Annotated in this window: 17 protein-coding genes, 1 other RNA gene and 1 pseudogene; 16 read left to right on the plus strand and 3 right to left on the minus strand. The window is 39.8% G+C overall.

Annotated elements, in window-relative coordinates; all coding sequences use genetic code 11:
- Positions 1-75 precede the first annotated feature (75 nt).
- From smpB to ssrA, 4 genes are all read left to right on the plus strand, one after another.
- Positions 76-522 (plus strand): SsrA-binding protein SmpB, encoded by a 447-nt coding sequence (smpB, locus tag ACYRYY_RS04740; protein WP_460214390.1) that lies wholly within the window; start codon positions 76-78, stop codon positions 520-522.
- A gap of 124 nt (positions 523-646) precedes the next feature.
- Complete coding sequence (locus tag ACYRYY_RS04745; RefSeq protein WP_460214391.1) at positions 647-1,066, plus strand: MarR family winged helix-turn-helix transcriptional regulator; 420 nt, start codon at positions 647-649, stop codon at positions 1,064-1,066.
- Positions 1,067-1,108: 42 nt separating this feature from the next.
- Complete coding sequence (locus tag ACYRYY_RS04750) at positions 1,109-1,636, plus strand: NAD(P)H-dependent oxidoreductase (RefSeq protein ID WP_460214392.1); 528 nt, start codon at positions 1,109-1,111, stop codon at positions 1,634-1,636.
- Between the two features lie 104 nt (positions 1,637-1,740).
- Positions 1,741-2,088: a transfer-messenger RNA gene (gene ssrA / locus ACYRYY_RS04755) on the plus strand.
- Positions 2,089-2,427: 339 nt separating this feature from the next.
- Here ssrA and ACYRYY_RS04760 read toward each other — a convergent pair.
- Positions 2,428-3,033, minus strand: coding sequence for a YqiA/YcfP family alpha/beta fold hydrolase (locus tag ACYRYY_RS04760; protein WP_460214393.1), 606 nt, complete (start codon positions 3,031-3,033; stop codon positions 2,428-2,430).
- A gap of 18 nt (positions 3,034-3,051) precedes the next feature.
- Positions 3,052-4,875 (minus strand): DUF262 domain-containing protein, encoded by a 1,824-nt coding sequence (locus ACYRYY_RS04765; RefSeq protein ID WP_460214395.1) that lies wholly within the window; start codon positions 4,873-4,875, stop codon positions 3,052-3,054.
- Between the two features lie 212 nt (positions 4,876-5,087).
- Here ACYRYY_RS04765 and ACYRYY_RS04770 point away from each other — a divergent pair, with 212 nt between their 5' ends.
- From ACYRYY_RS04770 to ACYRYY_RS04820, 11 genes are all read left to right on the plus strand, one after another.
- Positions 5,088-5,609, plus strand: coding sequence for a hypothetical protein (locus tag ACYRYY_RS04770; protein WP_460214397.1), 522 nt, complete (start codon positions 5,088-5,090; stop codon positions 5,607-5,609).
- A 690-nt stretch (positions 5,610-6,299) separates the two neighbouring features.
- Positions 6,300-7,100 (plus strand): hypothetical protein, encoded by an 801-nt coding sequence (locus tag ACYRYY_RS04775; protein ID WP_460214398.1) that lies wholly within the window; start codon positions 6,300-6,302, stop codon positions 7,098-7,100.
- Between the two features lie 32 nt (positions 7,101-7,132).
- Entirely contained in the window at positions 7,133-7,399 is a 267-nt protein-coding gene (locus ACYRYY_RS04780; protein ID WP_460214400.1) for a hypothetical protein, read from the plus strand.
- On the plus strand, positions 7,392-8,297 hold the full coding sequence (locus ACYRYY_RS04785) for a helix-turn-helix transcriptional regulator (RefSeq protein ID WP_460214401.1): 906 nt from the start codon (positions 7,392-7,394) through the stop codon (positions 8,295-8,297). The genes ACYRYY_RS04780 and ACYRYY_RS04785 overlap by 8 nt, the downstream gene beginning before the upstream one ends.
- Positions 8,298-8,580: 283 nt before the next feature.
- Positions 8,581-10,185 (plus strand): ATP-binding protein, encoded by a 1,605-nt coding sequence (locus tag ACYRYY_RS04790; protein WP_460214402.1) that lies wholly within the window; start codon positions 8,581-8,583, stop codon positions 10,183-10,185.
- 48 nt (positions 10,186-10,233) lie between these two features.
- Positions 10,234-10,773, plus strand: coding sequence for a hypothetical protein (locus ACYRYY_RS04795; protein ID WP_460214403.1), 540 nt, complete (start codon positions 10,234-10,236; stop codon positions 10,771-10,773).
- A 416-nt stretch (positions 10,774-11,189) separates the two neighbouring features.
- A complete protein-coding gene (locus ACYRYY_RS04800; protein WP_460214404.1) occupies positions 11,190-12,728 on the plus strand; it encodes a type I restriction-modification system subunit M in 1,539 nt (512 codons plus the stop codon).
- The gene (locus ACYRYY_RS04805; protein ID WP_460214405.1) at positions 12,718-13,983 is read left to right on the plus strand and encodes a restriction endonuclease subunit S; all 1,266 of its coding nucleotides are present in this window, start codon (positions 12,718-12,720) and stop codon (positions 13,981-13,983) included. Before ACYRYY_RS04800 ends, ACYRYY_RS04805 begins: the two co-directional genes overlap by 11 nt.
- A complete protein-coding gene (locus ACYRYY_RS04810) occupies positions 13,974-14,426 on the plus strand; it encodes a hypothetical protein (protein ID WP_460214406.1) in 453 nt (150 codons plus the stop codon). Before ACYRYY_RS04805 ends, ACYRYY_RS04810 begins: the two co-directional genes overlap by 10 nt.
- Positions 14,426-17,425 (plus strand): type I restriction endonuclease subunit R, encoded by a 3,000-nt coding sequence (locus ACYRYY_RS04815; protein ID WP_460214407.1) that lies wholly within the window; start codon positions 14,426-14,428, stop codon positions 17,423-17,425. The genes ACYRYY_RS04810 and ACYRYY_RS04815 overlap by 1 nt, the downstream gene beginning before the upstream one ends.
- Positions 17,422-18,120 (plus strand): M48 family metallopeptidase, encoded by a 699-nt coding sequence (locus ACYRYY_RS04820; protein ID WP_460214408.1) that lies wholly within the window; start codon positions 17,422-17,424, stop codon positions 18,118-18,120. Before ACYRYY_RS04815 ends, ACYRYY_RS04820 begins: the two co-directional genes overlap by 4 nt.
- Positions 18,121-18,377: 257 nt before the next feature.
- Here ACYRYY_RS04820 and ACYRYY_RS04825 read toward each other — a convergent pair.
- A pseudogene (locus ACYRYY_RS04825) lies at positions 18,378-18,734 on the minus strand (SNF2-related protein); the annotation flags it as partial.
- Positions 18,735-19,492: 758 nt separating this feature from the next.
- On the opposite strand from ACYRYY_RS04825, the gene ACYRYY_RS04830 reads away from it, so the two are divergent.
- The gene (locus ACYRYY_RS04830) at positions 19,493-20,560 is read left to right on the plus strand and encodes a hypothetical protein (protein WP_460214409.1); all 1,068 of its coding nucleotides are present in this window, start codon (positions 19,493-19,495) and stop codon (positions 20,558-20,560) included.
- Positions 20,561-20,640 lie beyond the last annotated feature (80 nt).

A 20,640-nucleotide genomic window follows, 5' to 3' on the forward strand; every position in this document is an offset into this window, starting at 1 on the left:
CAACAAATAACAATCTTTCCTCTTGTATTTTTATGTGCCGGATAATAACCTATTCATCTACGGAGAAAAAAACTTATGGCAACTTTGGCGAGAAACAAAAAAGCTTTTTTTGACTATGAAATAATCGAAAAATTCGAGGCAGGGATTGTTCTTCAGGGAACAGAAGTTAAATCCACCAAAGGCGGAAATATAAACCTCAAGGATTCTTTCGTTAAAATTATCGGTGAAGAAATGCACCTTATCAACTGCCATATATCCGAATACAAACAGGGAAACATCTCAAACCACGAGCCTACCCGTTCCCGCAAGCTGCTTCTCCATAAAAAAGAGATCACACGGCTTATCGGTAAAATGAACGAAAAGGGGCTTTCAGTGGTTCCCTTAAGCGTATATCTCAACTCCCGCAACTTTATCAAAGCCGAAATAGCCCTCGTAAAAGGGAAAAAGAGCCATGATAAACGTCAAGTAATAAAAGAACGCGACCTGCAAAGAGAAATAAGCAGAGATTTCAAAATAAGATAATCATTCTGCCAATTTAGCAACACCTTATGTGATTTCACCAAAATTTATACTATTTTTATCTCATTTACCCCTTGACTCATCCCGCAGAGCGATTATACTTGTATGTACAAGCAAGGAGAAAGAGATGAAAGGTCATACTTCAAAAAAATGTCTTTATGCAGCAAGCATGAGCTTTGCCAGACAAATCTCAAAACTCGCTGAAGAATGCTTCACCTCAACAGGTATGCACCCTTCACAGGCTTTTCTTCTTGTGCTTGCTGCTGATGAGCCGGGCATAAGCCCCACCCGTGCGGCAGAGCTTCTTTCTCTCGCCCCGTCAACAATAACACGCTTTGCGGACGGACTTGAACGGAAAGGCTACATAACCCGAAACAGAAACGGGAAAACCGCGGAAATGTTTGCCACTAATAACGGTTTGGCACTCACAGCAAAAATTTCAAAAGCATCCCAAGACCTCTATGAGATGTATTCTGAAAAACTTGGGATGGAAGAAGCGGACAAACTCGCAGAACTTATAAACGATGCAGCGGAAAAAATGAGATAAATATCTCTGGAAATAACAGAAACAAGTTTTAAGGAGGATACCATGAAAACACTTGTACTCTACGGACATTCAACGCCTGAACAGTCATTATCAAATGCAACTATAGTTGCAGAAATAGCAAAACTGCCTGATGTTACAGTAAGAACATTGGCTAATCACAGACCTGACGGTCATTTTGATGTTTCAGCGGAACAAAAAGAACTTGTTAACGCAGACAGAATAGTTTTTCAGTTCCCTTTTAACTGGTACGGCATGCCTTGGCTGCTTAAACAATGGGTTGATGAAGTTATTACCTATGGATTTGCCTACGGAGAAGGTGGCGATAAATTGAAAGGAAAACCAGTTATTCTCTCTTTTACAACAGGTGTTCCGGCAGATGGTTATGTGAACCCCACTACAGATGAACTGCTTTTGCCAGTAAAACAAACACTGGCACTAACACAGGTAAAACTTGAGGAAAGCGTGTCTTCAAATGGTATGATGTACATCCCAGGAATGGCGGGTGACAAAGATCAGGTCCAGGCTAAGGCACTCGATCATGCAGAACGCCTTATCGCAAGACTCAAATAGATTATAAAGCGTGCCTTCTGTAAACACAGAAGACACGCTTTTTCTTCACGATCTTATAAAGACCTTGCACTAAATTGTTTAACATATATAATAATTCTTCTCACGGGGGCGATCGGTTTCGACGGGGAATCGTAGGTCTTGGGAGCATGCCGAGGTCGGCACCTCGTTAATTAGCCGGCAAATAGTAACTGCAAACGAAGAATTTGCACTCGCTGCTTAATTGACGGCGACGCACGAAGTGAGGCCTGCTCACGGCTGACCCTAGTGCGCCAAACAATAGTGAGCCAAGCCCTTTGAACCGCCTTGAACAAAGGGATTGAAACTTAAAGGCTTACCTGCCGGCAGGGCTGTCCGTGGTCACGGTGGCAGGAAAATCTAAACACGGAACAAGCATGTAGCGCCTTTGGCTGTAAGTTTTTCGGACGCGGGTTCGATTCCCGCCGCCTCCATTTTTTGATTTCTTAAAGTGTTATTTATAAGCAATTTGCCAGACAGATGTAAAGAGTGGTGCCCAAAATGGTGCCTAAAAAATATTAAGAGTTCCTAAACTGTACTCTTCAATAATTATCACATCAAATTTGTCCTTCAGTCTGTGGGAGAAAATCTTTGCCGGAAACAAGGCATAGACGGCGATAACATTGGACTAGCTCCCCCCTTGAACGTGGCATGATTTAATACAGTTAAAGGATTGAAGTCTAATACGGTACTTATACAAAATGATTTACAGGTTACTCCGTTTTTATTTAAACTCAGTGCGCCTGTCCCTTTCAATTGCACCCTCCTGTATATCCCTAATCAATAAGGGCTTTTACCTTTGAAACAACAACCTTTTTAATATTAGTGTAATTCAAGCGGTGCTTGTCTTTTACCATTATAATATTGCTGCAATATTTAGCAAAAACTTCTTTATAAGAAAACAGCTCGTCATTAGTAGCAAAAATTGCATATATTTGTTGAAAATTATTTTCCAGAACAGTTTTTTCCAGTTCAACACATTCTGAAAGGTACTGAAATTCTGGGTGTCGTTTACCAAACTGTTCACTTGGATATAAACAGGGATTTATCAGTAATCTAAGCGTTCCTTTTAACTGCATTGCGAAAAAAGCACCATACGAAGATGCAACAACTAAATCAATTTTATGTTCGCATATTAGCTTGTTGGCTTGCTCAATTGCTTCATGCGGATTTGCAGAGAAAGTTTCCGTAATAACATCAGTATTCGGTAAATACTGCGCAAGTTTTTTACCTGTTGATGAGTCTTTTGATGAACTATAACCATGTATATAAAGAATCTTTTTCTTATCTTTATGAGGAAACATAGTTTCAGCAATTTCTTCATATGTTAGGCCCAAACTTTTAAGCACCATTATTTCATCACAAGCTTCATAATGCGGCATAAAGAGTACCCTTCTGGTTTAATATTTATTAAAGATAAACTTCACAATTCTCTCTGCAGCCTTTTCAGTTGCTATCTCGATATCATCTTTTGTCCATATATCTCTATGATACTCTGTTAAAGATAAAGCGATAGAGTACCTGCTGTCAGCATATCCGGATTTGTTACTAATCGAGTTTTGTTTTTTGGTTTTGAACCATTCATTACCGATGGATTTATTTATATCCTCTTCAAGCAGTATTTTATTCCCGAGCTTATTAACTACATTATTAAAATCATCCTTGGAAAGCCCTGCATCGTCACGAATAATAACGTTATTACGTCCGCTTGATGGCATTATATGCTCGATATTAACATTATCTGAAAAATCAAATTTAGATTTCTTTTCTTTGGCATATAAATATTCATTGATGTAAACAAGGAGATTTTTGCTATATTCTCTAATTATCTCTTTTATATCTATTTCTTTCCAATTCTCTCTTATGTGCTTATCAAAATCATTTTTAATGGTGTCAACAGAAACCGCATTATCAACTAATTTAAGATTTTCTTGGAATAAGAAAGTTTTAAATTTACTGCTCGAGTAACCGGCATCAACGACTTCCAGCAAAATAAATAGCCTCAATAAACTCTCACATATATCTGTTACTTTTGACTCATCTATATCATCTGCTTTAAATCGATACAGATAACTGGACAGAAACAGCTTAGAGTTTTCATTGCACTTTAATAACAACATAATCAACGGATAATCTTTTACAGTATCCCACAGTCTCGTAATTTTATCTAAATTCTCGCATAATTCCAATGGTTTTCTCAGCAGTTCTTTATTAATTACAGTATAATATCTCCTCAGTCCTGGAGTTGTGACATCTATTGAGTTGTCTCTGGCATAATCTTTGTCCATTGCGCGACGAATATACATAAATTGCTGCAATATTGAACCAATGTCTACTATTCTGCGATTAGATAATTCATCGGCAAGCTTATTTATATTTTGCCATGAATCATTAAACTTTTCTTTATGTTCACCTGCTTTTGAATATAACTCAGCAGAGATAATATCCGCATCCGTAAGAGGCAGACCGGTCGAATTAAGCGAATTGAACATTGTAATTGCCTGTTCAACTTGCCAACTACGAATCTCTATGACCTGACATTTCCCTAAAAAATCTTTGGCGAATTTATTTAACGCACTTTCTGATTCAAGAAGACGCAGCTTGTCATAGAAATATTTAAAATTGCGAAAATGGTTAGTGTATTTATTATCATTATGCTTGCGCGGAATTTTACACACGCTTTCCTCAGATGTTTTATAATCAGCAGCTTCAATAATTTTTTTTATTTCTTCCGGATGCAGTTCATTAATTGAATTATTTTCAATTATCAATATCTCTTTGGTCTTCTCATGATCTTTCAACATTGACGGAATTTCTTCTTCTTCAGCTTTATACAAAATTCTCATTATTTTATTTCTATTTGCTGTTATTCCGGCCTTAAGCCCTTCTGAGTCTTCGTCATTTGGGATGTTGTGAAGTGCGTCTTTTAATCTGATTAATAATGCCTTAAGCAGTAATAAAAATGTTGTGGTTCGCTGCTGACCGTCAATTAGGCTAAGGCTAAGTTTATCATTGTTTGAGCAATTGATTATAATGGTTCCGAAAAAATAAGGGTCAGCTGCACCTGAATTGATAAATTCTTCAATGTCTTGCCATAATTTATCACACTGATTTTTATCCCAAGAATATCCTCGCTGATATTCAGGTATTACAAAGTTTTCATTTTTTTCAAGAGTAAGATATTCGCTTATTGTTCTTAATCTTGGTTCAATCTCTTTAGCCATTTTAACCCCCGTCAATCATTTTCAAACGATAGTGCTAATTCGACAATATTATAGCCAGAAGTATATTATAGCATAACTTCAGCCCTTCGTTATTTTTCTTTATGTAATTAAACACTCTCCGGCGTCAGCGTCTGTCGCCATGACATGCAAAATTAATAAATACAGTATATAATCCGCTGACAACATTAAATTGTATCCGTAGCAAGGTGTATATGAAAACTTTTCACGAATTACTTGAAAAATACAGGCACACTGAAAGTAAAAGAAATGTTGAAAAACTTGGGAACATAAATGGCATGCAGTTTCAGTTTTTATGTGGTTTTGATAAGGTTAACTTTCAAGACTTAGAAAGCAGACTGAAGGAAGCTGGTATAACTATGCACGAGCTTACTGCGCAATTCCCGTTTATAGAGGACTGTATATCAAACCAAAAATATGAATTTATCGCCTTCTACCTGAATTTTCAAAAAACTGGATTCAAAATATTCTTGCGTTATTTTTCAGAAAGCAAGACAGCGGAGATAATCGCCCTGATCCCGCCCGAACACCAAAATCACGAAAGCCACGCTAATGAATTAATGCGATATTTTGAAAGCATAGGCTTACCCTTTGAAGATAACTCGGTGGACATGATGCGCAAAAAAGATAGCGTTGAATTAGTTATGTTTGAAAAAGAAGACGGCAAATATGATGTTTATGGAGAAATTTATATAGATGTGTTTACGCATAAATAAGCAAATTGCTACAATAATTTCAGTAAATGAATCAATATTGAGACCAACCATGTAAATCATTTTGTGCAAATGCAGTTTATACCTAAAAATTTTCGCCGTATTCCATAATGAAACTATTCACGGGTAGGAGCAATTCCTTTAGCGGCATTCATAGTCTTGAAGCTATGGTGAAAAACTGACTTTATCAGTATTAGCAGCCAAGTATAATATTCACCCTAACCAGATTTGTAAGCGGAAGAAAGAAGACATAAAAGGTATGGCAGCGAGCTCTCGGGAAACGGTACGCATATCCTGAAGGAACTTTATGGTTGATATCGCAAGAAGCAGCCTGTCCAGCAGCAGTCAGTATGAGCTTTTGGGTATCAAGTGCTCCTGCTGTTACTATCCGGGTTCCGATGAGTCGTCTCAGAATCTTGAACTCATGCGTTATAGATAAACAGTTTATGGCGACAAAACACCATATAAAGTTCACAACGGATTAGGGGCTCAGAGTTGAGAGCAAGATGATATAATGACTGTAAGTTTACACCTTATATCAGTATAAAAACTGTACCGAAACCGGAGACCGTCACCAATCCGTAAAACACATCTTGTTTGTTTGTGAGAAAAAGCCATAATAATTCATCCATACGTCAATAAATGACGTTCAATGTGAATATAAATTAAAAGCAAATTACGTGCAGGGCTTAAATGAAGGAAACTGAAAAAACAGCAATAATTTTTATCGGAAACTCAAAAGAAAGGCATGATTGTTTCATGGATAATTTGTGTTATTCGTGCGGATTTAATACAGAACAGCTCTCAGCTTTTAGCATTCGCGGAAAAGACGAACTTTCATCCAACGAGCAAATATATGTAAAGGCCGACTATATAGCTGCTTCTCAGCTCGGCAGAAATGACTTTGATTCGCTTCATATAATTGCATATGAAGAGTTTTATCCCAGTCTCATAAATGAGATAGTTAAACATATCCTAAAGCCTGATTCGCCTGCATTTATTTATGCAAAAAATGAAAACAAAGATAAAATAAAAGATATGGTAAAGATTATATGCCACTCTGGAATCGATACTGCACTTGAAAAAACAGCAGAATTTTTCATCAAAGGAACTATATCCAGCAGTCCGGCGTTCTGCCCGGAGCAGCAGTATATCGCAAGAGCAATAATAAATTTCTTTAATGTTGAAAAACCTGAAGAAAACTCATTGTATGTTAAAATATTTGATATAAACAGAGGAGAATCGGCAAAAAGTTTGCTTAGGAGTGTCAGAGAGGTGATAGAAACCTATGAGAGCAATGCACTTTTTCTGCATTATGAAATATCTTCAGGGGTTGATGAAACAAAATATTACAGTTTTTTTTCAATGCTTCTGAATAGCCTGTGCGAAGATAGAGAATTAGATATTTTCAATACTTGTGAAATAGTAAAAGACATAGTCTGTGAGTCACGGCTTACGATTTATGCAAATATATGTAGTGAAAAGAACTTATGATTCGACTAAAGTACATATATTATAATAATTCGTTGCTTATCGCTGAATATATAAATCTTCCCAACGCTCTGGCAATAGAACCGGGAAAAAGAAACGATAGATTGTTTGGATTCGGAAATATAAACAGCATAGAGTCATTCGACAAGATGTTCCGCCTATATACTGATATAAAAAGCATATTTATCTTTACTGGCGGAAATATAGATAATCAATACGCTGATTTATTAACACAGGTTATAGCTGGCTACGACTTAGGAGATGTTCATATAGAAACAGTGCAAGGAGAAGATAATGAATAAGCTCAGTGTAGCTGTAAAACTTCTGCATATGCTTACCACAAATAAAGAAATCAACTCCAAGATGGTGCAGAATGAGTTTGAAATAAGCCTGAGGACAGCCCAAAGGCATCTTTTGGAACTGGCGGATCTGCCTTTTGTTCAGAAAAATGATGAACGCAACTCATATTCACTCATAGACGGATATAAAATCAAAAAGGGCATACTGGAGAATGCGGAATATGCGTTCATAAAGTCTTTGCTGAATTACTCAAAAAGCATTCTAGGCAAGGAAAATGAAGATAAAATCAATAAAATCAACAGTAAAATTGATGTATCTTCACATATCATCATCGGTGAAACAGCAATTGATTATGATAATATCGCTCAAACCCATTCAAGGCTAGAGAGAGCAATCGCTGATAGTGAGAAAATTGAGTTTTTGTATACAAAATATAACAAGAAGTACATGGTTGACCCTTATTCAATCATTTTTAATGATGGCTACTGGTATCTTGCTGCCGGACACGATGGATTGCTTAAAAAGTTTATTCTCGACTACATAACAGATATAAAAAATGCAGGAACGTACCTGTTCATCCCTGATAATTTTGCAGAGGTATTAAAAAAGCCTCAGAGCATATGGTTTGAACAGGGGAAAACCATAACAGCAAAAATAAAAGTAAGCCCTTTGGCGACAGAGTATATCAAAAGAAGAGCTTTGACGGCAGATCAGATAATGGAAGAGGAATTTGAGGACGGCTCTGCCATTATAAAATTTGAAACCGCAAATGAGATGGAGTTTTTCCAGATAATAGTTCGCTGGATAGATAATATAGAAGTACTTGAACCTAAGGAATACAGGGAGTTTTTGAAAGTAATAGGGGAGAAAATTATAAATCTGAACAAAGATATAGACTGACTTAATGAATAAGCAATGTAGATAATGTCACTGGGTAATCGCTAAAATATAAAAAACTCAATTAGTAAGAAATGAACAATAAAAAACATTCGTTCCACGGCACAACAAAAGGAGCTACTGTAAATTACTGTTAAAAAAGGGATGATTGCCGTATTAAACAAATGAATATTAATGACATTGTGGTTATAAATTAGAATTCCCTCAATTAATCTTATAAACCGCAACCATTGCGACATGATTTGTCGCCCAACTATGTAAGAATCTGTCATGGAGGTAAACAGCCATGACAGATTTTTGCAAGCAAGCCCTTTATATTAAACCTACCAAGCTTTTCCTTAAAGGAAAAGGAAACGAAGAAGCCATCAGCTATTTTAGTAATCTTTTCGGTCTTTCCGACATTGAAACAAGAACGTTGATCGCTCTGACCAATTATTCCTTCAGAAATAGAAGCTTTAATCTGCTCACTGACTTTTCAGAGAAATTAAAACTATCTGAGAAGGATTATTATGATGTATTTGAAGCCATAAAGTTGTTGGAGAGAAAAAGATTTATAGAGTTTGAGGATACTGATGCCATAGAAGAATTGTACCCCGACATCATTATTTCGAAAAGCTTTAAGACTTTTATGCTGACAGGAAAAACTCTGGATATTGATTATTCAGATATTTTTTCAGTATTTGAACATTTTTCAAAAATAATAGACGAACATAAATCTAAAACAAAAAAAGATCATATTAAGCTTATCAGTAAACTCAATGACATTCTCGAGAAGATGCACCCTATTCCTGTTGTATCACTGCTGAAGAACACCTGCGATGACAACAAAATATTGTTAATATATCTGCTTAAAGAGCTTTTTGAAGGTAATGAATTGGAAGATATAGACCATTATCTGAACAATATATATTCCGAAATCTCAATTAAGATGAGATTAAAAAGAGACATCGTAAACGAAAAGCTCGATCTCATAAAAAACGGATATGTGGAGGTCGAAGCACAATCAGGATTTTTCAGATCAGACTTTGCGCTTTCACTCACAGACAAGACAAAAGAGATGGTCGGCTTGAATTTTGAACAATCCACCGAATTTAAAAGCAATAAGCTGGTAACTATCAAACATGAGGAAATCAACACAACACTTGTTTTTGACAGTGTTCTGAAGACACATATAGATACCCTAACCTCAGCTCTTGAAGAAAGCAGACTCGAGCAGTTAAACAGAACATTAAAAGATAAAAACCTGCCGTCAGGGTTTGTTTGCCTCCTGTACGGAGCCCCCGGAACAGGAAAAACAGCAACAGTGCATGAGATCGCACTCAAAACAGAGAGAAATATCCTTCAGGTTGATATAGCAGCTATCAGGGATATGTTTGTTGGAGAAAGCGAGAAAAATCTCAAAAAAGTTTTTGAGGAATACAAAAAAGCAACAAAAACATTGAAAAAGACTCCCATACTTCTCTTCAATGAAGCCGATGCCCTCATTGGTAAAAGAATAGATGTTTCATCTAGCGTGGATCAAATGAATAATTCAATGCAAAATATACTTTTGGAAGAGTTGGAAAAATTTGAAGGCATATTTTTTGCCACGACAAATCTGATGGATAATCTTGATAACGCATTCTCACGCAGGTTTCTTTATAAAGTTGAATATACAACTCCGTCCAAAGAGTTGAGAGAAAAAATCTGGAAGCTGAAAATACCTGAATTGAACGATAACATTATCGGAATACTCAGTGCATTTCCGCTTTCCGGCGGACAAATAGAAAATATCGTCCGAAAAGCAATAGTTGATTCTGTTATAATAAACAAGGAGATTATTTACACTGATCTTCTTGAACTGATAAAGCAGGAAATATCTTTCAAGTCAGGTAATAAGGTCGGATTTTAAAGCTTGATTGATACTTAAAACTACACGTATTTCCATAGGAGAACTTAAATGAACAAGATCGAGCCAAGAAAACAAGGTTATTTTGATTATCTTTGCGGTGTCTATTCTATTATCAATGCTTGCCGCAAAGCAAATATCATTGATGAAAATAGCGAACAGTCTCTCTTTAATGATTCAATAGATTTTTTGAATGATAATGTAATTTTGCTAGAAGCTGTTAAGGGCGATGGTATCTACTTTAAGGATATGAAACCACTGCTCAGGCACATCGGGGAGAAATATGGTTTTGAGCATTCTAAACCCTTTAAAAAAGAAATAAATATTGCTGATTTTCTCAAAGAATGTGCAGATATTTTGAAAAAGGGTAAGTCAGCGATTATAATTTTTCTTAATAAAATTCCGGCATATTACCCAGACATAATTCCGAATAAAGACTCGATTGACCATTGGACGGTACTGAGCAGCGTCTCAAAAATAGGTATCAGCCTTTTTGATTCATATGGGTATAATTCTATTCGCAGAGCAGACTTGGAATCTGGAATATGTCAAATAAAACAAACATATACAATATTAATCACTAAAAAATGAAAAGCCGGTAGCTTATGGCATAAATAACTTATTCTTACATTTATACCTAAGCTGACCATTGGTTCTTAGATCTGGAAGATGCTAGGTGAAGGATTGAAAAATGGCGTATGGGCTACAATACATTTGGATCTCATAAAGCTTTAGAAGGACTCACGCCTTTAGAATATGTATTAAAATACTGAGAAGGAATTCAGGCTGATTTTTTTAGGGTCTCTTTGGACGTCTGTTTGATAGCCAAATATACAACCTTAAAAGCCGATTTGTCGGAGCTGATTGATATAGGTTAAAATTGCTAAAGAGATTGAACTCTGCCCGGGAATAATAGTGCCCTCTCTTCAGGGTACTTTTCTTTTACAAAGTATTCCGGTTTTACAGAGCTTTGTGCTATATTATTCACAGTACATGAGAGGTAATAAATGACTCTGACACTTGAAACACTGGAAAGCTGGCTGTGGGGCGCGGCGGACATTCTGCGTGGAAGCACAGACAGCTCTGACTATAAAAACTACATCTTCGGCTTGCTGTTTTTGAAGCGGGCGAATGATGTTTTCTTTGAAGAAGTAGAAAAAGCAACGGAGAGAGGCTACACAGAGCAGGAAGCAAAAGAAGATGACGACATCCATCAGTTTGCCCTGCCCGAAAGCGCATTCTGGAGCACCATCGCCCAGAAGACGGAGAAGATTGGCGAAGCAATAGACAAAGCCTTTGCCGAGATTGAAGAGAAAAACCCGTCCCTCGCCGGAGTAATGACCGCTGTGCATTTTGGGGACAAAGAGAAACTGACCGATGCAACCCTAATGCGTCTGCTGGGACATTTCAACAAATACAGCCTTGCCAATAAAGACCTCTACACCCCGGACCTGCTGGGGCAGGCATATGAATACCTGATTAAACAGTTTGCAGACGATGCCGGAAAAAAGGGTGGCGAATTCTACACCCCAAAAGGGGTGGTAAAGCTGATTGTGCACCTGTTGAAGCCGGAAGCAGGCAACACAGTATACGACCCCACCTGCGGCAGTGGCGGTATGCTGATTGAATCCGCACGGTATATTGCAGAGCATGGCGGGCTAACCCCTTCGGGCGTAAACGTGACGCTCTTCGGGCAGGAGCGCAACCTTGGCACATGGGCAATCTGCAAGCTGAACATGATGCTACACAACTACCGCAGTGCCCAAATTGCAAAAGGGGACACCCTCAGCGACCCGAAACATAGAGAGAGTGACGACACGGTAAAAACATTTGACCGTGTAATTGCCAACCCGCCGTTCAGTCTGGACGGTTGGTGGGAAAGAGCAGAGGTAACCGCAGAAGCCGAAGGGAAAAAGCCGAACTATGCTAAGGAAGTGCATGACGCTTTCGGGCGCTTCTCATATGGCACTCCACCCCGAAGCTATGGGGATTTAGCCTTTGCCCAGCATATGGTAGCATCATTAAAGCAAAACGGACGGATGGGTGTTGTCTTGCCCCATGGTGTGCTGTTTCGTGGCAGTGGCGAGGGACAGATTCGCCAAGGGATGCTGAAAGACGACATTATAGAGGCAGTGGTAGGGCTGCCCAGCAAGCTGTTTTACAACACGGGTATTCCCGCATGTGTGCTCATCATTAACAAAAGCAAACCCGCCAACCTGAAAAGGAAAGTGATTATTATAGACGCATCGGCGGATTTTAAAACAGGCTCAAACATGAACATGCTGGAGCAGGAGCATATTGAAAAAATCGTGCAGGCATATAACGCAGGGCAGGATGTGGACAAATATATGCGCATCGTGCCGATGGATGAAATTAAAGAGAACGACTACAACCTGAACATCGCCCGCTATATAGACACCAGCGAGGAAGAAGAGCAGGTAGACATAGAAGCAACGCTAAAGGAAATAGTAAAGCTGGAAGCAGAGGAAAAGGCGATTGACGCAAAACTGACCACCTACCTGACGGAGCTGGGCTATGACGCATAAACTGCCGGATGGGTGGAGAGAGGTTAAGCTTTCTGATGTTTGTACCCTTAGGGGTGGTACAGGATTTAAGGAAGAATACCAAGGAAATGTGTCCGGTGAATTTCCTTTCATAAAAGTTAGCGACATGAATTTGAAGGGTAATGAAACCTACATACATACTTCTAATAACTGGGTGAGTGCCATAGATGTTAAGTCAATGAAAGGAGTTGTCTTCGCTGCGAATACGGTTGTTTTTGCTAAAGTAGGTGCAGCGTTGTTGCTTAACAGACGACGCATACTGACAAGGGACACCCTGATTGACAATAATATGATGGGGGCGACTCCTAAAGAATTAATTATATCTAGCTTTCTTTATTTAGTCTTACTTCAAACGGACTTTGGTAAACTTGTTCAGGAAGGAGCAGTTCCTTCTGTAAACCAAACACAGCTCGGAGCAATATTAATCCCCCTCCCTCCTCTTGAGGAACAGCGGAAGATTGCGGACATTTTGGGCACGGTGGACGACAAGCTGGCAAACATCGACCAGCAGATTACCGCAACCGAAAACCTGAAAAAAGGGCTGATGCAGCAACTCTTCACAAAAGGCATCGGACACACTGAATTCAAACAAACCGAAATCGGCACCATCCCCAAAGCGTGGGAGGTAGTGTCTCTTGGAGGGTTAATTACTCCACCGACTGCAGGGGTAAGTGTTAATTCTGATGAGTCTGCTTCAAATGCAAACTATGGTATTTTAAAAACAAGTGCTGTGTCACTTGGGAAGTTTTACGCTGACGAATATAAAACTATTGCGAATGGCGAAGAAGCACGAGCAAGAATTAATCCTGCTAGAAATTCAATTATTTTGAGTCGCATGAACACTCCTCAATTAGTTGGTGAATCGGGTTATGTTTCAAAGGATTTCCCAAACTTGTTTCTTCCTGACCGTTTATGGCAGTTTTCAGCAAAAACTCCTGAAACTCTATGTGTAAAATGGCTGTCTGCTATTTTGTCGCATGGATATGCTAGGGCTGAGTTGCAAAGAAAAGCGACGGGAACGAGTAATAGTATGAAAAATATTCCGAAGTCTGTTTTGCTCAACATGAACATACCCCTCCCCCCCCCTGAAGAACAGGAGAAAATAGCTTCCATCCTTACCGAGGTGGACAACAAGCTTGACTCACTCAAAAAGCGGAAATCAGCATACACCACACTAAAAACCGGACTGATGCAACAGCTACTGACCGGACAAAAACGGGTGAAAGTATGCCCCTAACGCTTGACCGTCTGAAAGAGATTATGAATGAAGCAATCAGTATGCTCTGGGAGCGTGATGTATACTTGTTTGAACATGATGTACATGAGCAAGCAATTGCCCACAGGCTCGCACTATACCTTGAAAATGTTACTGAATTTGACGGCTACAATATAGATTGCGAGTATAACAAAGACATGAACGACCCGAAACGCTCACAGGGTGAAGTTGTACGCCCTGACATAATCGTCCATAGGCGTGGTTCAAACGAACATAACCTTGTCGTCATTGAACTGAAAAAGGCAGGCATCAGAGCGAATGACGCTGAAAAGGTACGTGGGTATGTAAAGGACAAACGTTTGGCATATAAATATGGTGTGTATTTTGCATTTCCTGTTGGTAAAGGCACCACTTTGGGTGGATTATTTAATGGTTTACAGTATTACCATGATGGGGGTGATTAATGAGCGAACTCAAAACCTCTGAACTCCCGGCTATTGAACTGTTTCAACTGCTGGGGTACGACTATTTTGATGCAAGCAAGCACGACTCACGGGGGAGCATCCATGAGGTTGTGCTGACCGACAGGCTGGCGAGCGCCATCCGCAAGCTGAACCCGTGGATGGATGAAAACGGGGTGAGCAAATGCGTGCATACCCTCACCAAAGTTACTGCCGACAGCCTGATGAGTGCAAACAACAATCTGCACAAGCTCATCACTTCGTCTCCTCTGGCGAATTTCTCCATCCCTGACCCTGTTACCACCAAGCATAAAACACCCGTTTTTATAGATTTTCAAAACCTGGAGAATAATGACTTTCTCGCCGTAAACCAGATGAAGTTTTATGGCAGTGGCGTAAACTCAAAGCCGGACATTGTGCTGTTTGTGAACGGTTTGCCTTTAGCTGTAGTCGAATGCAAGTCTCCCACAAACAGAAACGCTATTGAAGAGTCCGTCACAGACCTGAAATATTACCAGGAAAACAGTCCGGAGCTTTTTTACTATAATCAGATTTGCGCAGGCATCTACGAAGTCGGCGGGCGGTATGGCTCCATCGGTGCAGGCAGCACCCACTACAGCGAGTTTAAATCTGAAGATATTTCGGAGCTTACCGCAATGCTCCCCAGACCGCTAATAAAGCAGGATATTCTGCTGTATAACCTGTTCCGCAAAGACAAGTTTCTGGACATTGTGCGGGATTTCACCATATTCGAGGTAGAAGAAGGACGCACCATCAAAAAACTCCCACGGTACCAGCAAATAAGGGCAGTGCAGAAAACACTAACCAGACTGCAAACCGAAAACAACGGCGGCGTGGTGTGGCACACGCAGGGCTCTGGCAAATCAATCACAATGCTGTACCTTGCCATTAAGCTGAAGCGGGAAGAAAACGGATTCGGCAACCCCATAATAATAATCCTTACCGACCGGGTTGACCTCGACAAACAGATTTCTGACACTTTCAAACGATGCAGTCTGCCGAATGTCATTCGTGCGAGGTCTATCAGCGATTTGAAAGAAAAACTGAAAGACAGCTACGGCAAAACAATCACTACCACTATTCATAAATTTGACGAAGAGATGCCGGACGACATTGAAAATGTTCAACCGCTGACCGAGGCGGAAAACCTGTTCGTCATGGTGGACGAAGCCCACCGCAGTCAATACGGGCTTTTTGCCGCATATATGCGCAAACTGCTCCCGAATGCAAAATACATCGCTTTCACCGGAACACCCATAGACAAAGAGACAAAAAGCACCCTCGGCACGTTTTACGGCGGAGAATATATTGACAAGTACACCATCAAGCAGTCTGTAGAGGATGGCGCAACGCTCCCTATTCTGTATGACATTGGACTGCCGGAACTGTTTCTGGAAAAAGAGCAGATGAACAAAGCATTTCAGGAATATTTCGGCAATGAATCACAGGAAAAACAGGAACTCCTTAAAGCAAAAGCCACCGGCATGGGGAGCATCCAAAGTGCAAAAGAACGCATACGAAAAATTGCCGAGCATATTGTGAAGCATTACCGTGATAAAATTCATCCAAGCGGTCACAAGGCTATGATTGTGTGTTACAGCAAGTTTGCCGCTGTGGAGTATAAAAAAGCGTTTAACGAACTGGCTGAGCTGGGGCTGAATCCTTTTGAAAGCAAAGTTATTCTGAGCCATTCACCCAAAAAAGACCCGAAAGAATTTGATGAATACATAACTCCGCAGAGCGATGTGCAAAAAGTTACAGATGACTACAAGCTCCCTTTTGGTGACGCAACAAGCCTGAGTAAGGGCGGTAAAAAACTGTATGACAACACCGCTTTTCTGATTGTGTGCGATATGTTGTTAACCGGATATGATGCCCCCATTGCGCAGGTTATGTACCTCGATAAACCGATTAAAGAACATAACCTCCTTCAGGCAATTGCACGAGTGAACCGCACTCGGGCAGGCAAAGCATACGGCTTGATTGTGGATTATTGCGGAATCACCCAGTTTCTGGTGGATGCGCTGGAAATTTTCAGCGGCGACCTTGAGCCGAATGATGTCATGACCAACCTGAATGAAGAAAAACCAAAACTGGACGCAAACCACGACAAGCTCGTGAAGTTTTTTAAAGAAATAAAGATTGACCGCAGAGCAGAGCGGGAAAAATACCTGAATGCATGCGTACATCTTATTGAGCCGGAAGATGTGCGGGACGAGTTCAAGGCATTGCTCAAAGCATTCAACCGCTCTATGGACATTGTTCTGCCGGATGAATACGCCGCAAAATATGGCTATGATATGAAGCTGTATAACGATATCCGCACAAAAGCCGCAAACACGTATGCGGACACTACGCTTTCCATCTCTGCGGAAGATTTTAAAAAGCTGAAAAAACTGATGGACGACCACTTGCGTGCGAACGGGGTGGAGCACCTTATGGATGCACCTGTTGCCATTACTGACCGCAAAAAGTTCCAAGAGGAACTCAGCAAGGTGAGCGACCTGAAAACCCGCGCACTCACTATTGAAAACCGTATAAAACATAAAATCAGCATCGAGCTGGACAAAAACCCTGAATTTTACAAACCCATTGCAGAGCTTTTGCATGAGCTGATTGAAAAACGGAAAGCCGGAATGCTTTCAGTTGCTGAATTGCTGGAAGAATACGAAAAGATGCAGGAGAAAATTCTGAAGCATGGCAACGGCGGCTTTGCGACCGAGCAGGAATTTGCGGTGTTCAAAACACTGGAAAAACATATGGACGGCAGGGCGAAGGAGCTAACGCCTGAGCTGATCCGTATTGCATATGAGCGCATCACCGACAGTACGGGCAAAATCATTACCGACTGGCACACCAAAGAACACGAGATGAAAGAGATGCGCACTGCAATCAAACTCCATATGAGAGACGAACTGGGGATGAAGGCCGCAGCCGACCTCGCTCTGGATGTTGTGGAAGTGCTCAGGAAAAACACATGATTGTGAAATACGGCAACAAAGTTATTGAATTTGCCCATATTGTTGACCCTAAACTGAAAAGAGCATACATCACCGTGGACAATAAAAACGGTGTTGTCGTAAAAACGCCGGAAATGTCAGATGAAAAAATGCAGGAGCTGGTAAAGGGAAAAGCCCGCTGGATTCTGCAAAAGAAAGCTCTGATTCAGGAGAACCTCAGCAACTTTGAGTTTGAAACAGGTTCTAGGCTGCCGTACCTTGGCAAAAGATACTATCTGAAGCTCGAAGAAGACAAGGATGCTCCTGTCGGCAGAGCATATCTGACATTCAATCATTCAAAGTTTACATTGAGGTATAACCCTTACCTGATGAAAAAAGAATTTATGTATAAAGCTCTTGATGGGTTTTATATAGAGAAGGCTAAGGAGCGTATTACTGCTTTGGCTATCAAGTGGGCTGAAGTAATGGGGCGAAGCTATACAAAGATCACCTTTAAGAAGGTCGCAAAAAGATGGGGAAGCTGTTCATCCAGAGGGAATATAATCTTCAACTATGAAGCTATCAAGCTGCCGATAGACTGTGTTGAATATATCGTAGTGCATGAGCTTGCCCATCTGGTACACCATGACCATAGCAAAGATTTCTGGAAGCTTGTTGAGAAATATCTGCCGAACTACAAGGAGCAGCACGATAAAATGCGTGGTTTTGGTCTATAATAAAGCATTAGCTGATTAGTGAAATATATATTTAGAAATCATAAATACTATCAAATTAAGCTGACCAAATTGCTCAATAGTTTTATAATATCGATATAGTCCGCATAGCAGAAAAGGCGGCTGCATTTCTGTGCGGTCAGCTCCTTGAAAATACCAAGCTGATCCAAGTGACCGAGCGTCTTGGTGACAGTGGCAGGAGTAATACCGGTCTTATCCACAATAAACGGATTAAGGTTGCCTCTTTTGATTTCAGACTAAAATGATTTCTTTTCAAGAATAACGGTGGGGATAAAAAACTTGTCCGCAAGCTCCTGATTCCATTGCTTACGGAGGTTTGAAGGAGTGATGGTCAGAATATTCCGCTTACGCTCTGCCCATTTCTGTGAAATAACAAGCCCATCCTCAATGGTTTTGCCCAAACCGACTTCGTCAGCAAGCAACGCACCCTTAGAAAATGGCGATTTGAAAGCAAACAGTGTCGTATCCACCTGATGGGGCTTTATTTCAACCTGTGCATCAATGAGAGTAGCCGCAAGTTTTTCAGGGTCTCCCGAAGCAAGCTGTTTGGTAAGCTCATGTGCAAAATACTTGGCATGGTAATCTGTTATTCCCATATCTCCCTCTCTGTTCTCTCCTTATTTTATAAAATAATTTGCATATAGGCAACATATTGCAGCAGCACGAAAAAAACACTTGAAGTTACTATCCTTGCTTGCTAAAATTATAAAAAGAATGTTGTTTGACAACTGAATATGTGAACAGAGGCGAATGCGTTACATGAAATGTCGCTGCAATTAGGGGCCATGACTTGCAGCACCTATAATGAAAGATCTGTCTTAGCATACGGGAAACAATCTATGACCCCGGCATACGACCGTTGCAGATCGGATAAGAAATATGAAAGCAGACCACCGCTTGTTTTCAGCTTGTTTCCTGATAAACAAGGGCAGTATTTGCATAAAAATTGGCAATAATTAAAAATTGAGCTCAAATCGCCATGAACGCCCCCCATAAGGGAAAAATATCAAACCTGAAGGCGTTGGGTGCTTTGTCAACTGGTTTATGTTTTGAGGACACAAGGTGCAAATCAGTTTAATGACAAAGTGTTATCTGAAACTAACTGGCATTATAGTTTTAGATAAAAGATAATGAATACGTGAGTAACTGTCAGTGTGAAAACGTCAGAGAAAGTGTCCCTGTAACCTAAATCATTCGATTTAATCCTCAAAAATCTCAAAAAATTATATAGGGAGAAGTTTGCTCAAAAATAGCCCTATATCAATTCAAATGAGCATTTCGCTCACAAAAATCGATAATTTAATGAAAAACGCAAAGCCCTCAGTTTCACAAATCACAAAACAGAGGGAGAATTATGTCCAGAATGGAGAAACGCATAAGCATAGACTTTAACTCATTAATGATACATCAGTTATATACTGAGATAGCTCCGGCATTAATGATACTGGAGGATAAGTTTAACCAGAAATTTGAGAAACTTTCTTCCGGCGTTAATGAGTACGTAAGCTTGAACCCAATAAAGGTAATAGAAAAAGGAGAGAAATATGAAATAATTTCAGGAGTGTCACAATATTTAAAAATATTCCGTAAGGTCGGCAAAATCAATGCGATACAGATATTAAATCCGAAATACAGTATTGAAGCCGTAATAGCAGCCGACATATTAACCTCGGATCTGCACCTTTGGCACCCACAGGCCCTGATAATACATGCGGGTGTTTTATCCTATCTGCAGAAACACCCAAGCGTCGCTTCAAGAGTCGAAGAGATGACTTGGCTAAGAATCACCCCCATAAATGATTTCTTGCATTCCTCAAGCTTAATTAAAAGGAGTGTATACTATGATTTAAAACAAAAGCATTACTCAAAGCCAGACGAAGAAAAAGCTAAGCCCGAAGCTGATATCGTGAAAGCATCTCAACCAATAGCTATTACAGGCAAATTACCTATGCGCATGTTTATTGACGCTTACAACGATGCACTGCTCAGTCTTAGTTTTGATAGCAAAAACCAGTTTATATCGGCTCACATAATCAATTCACAAGCAAGTACTGATATAACTGAACAAGTACGCTGCTTAGAAAAAATTACTCACGGGATTCGACTGTCGATTTCGCTGGATAAAGACTATGCCTTTGAAATTTATTTTCTCAAACATGTTGATTTTATCGATGATAATAGTCGTTTAGTACTAATTCTTGACGGAGAAAAAATAAAAGGCAGGTTATTCACCAATAATCAGCAAAAGACTGTGAGTTGTTCTGAGCAGGGAGAAATAACGTTCAAAGACTGCAAAACAATAATCGGGAAAATAGCTAAAGACAGCCACAGTTACACATTCAACCACGTCAACAGCAATAACAAGATAGTATCCTCTGTTAATGATGTGCTGATAAAGCCAATTATTGAGGTGCAATCATGACACCCCTGTTTTATTGCATTAATTTAAAATCCGCAATCAGCCGGTATCGCAAGATACCGGCGTTGCAGGCGATTGCAGCT

The sequence above is a fragment of the Geovibrio sp. ADMFC3 genome (genome assembly GCF_054687035.1).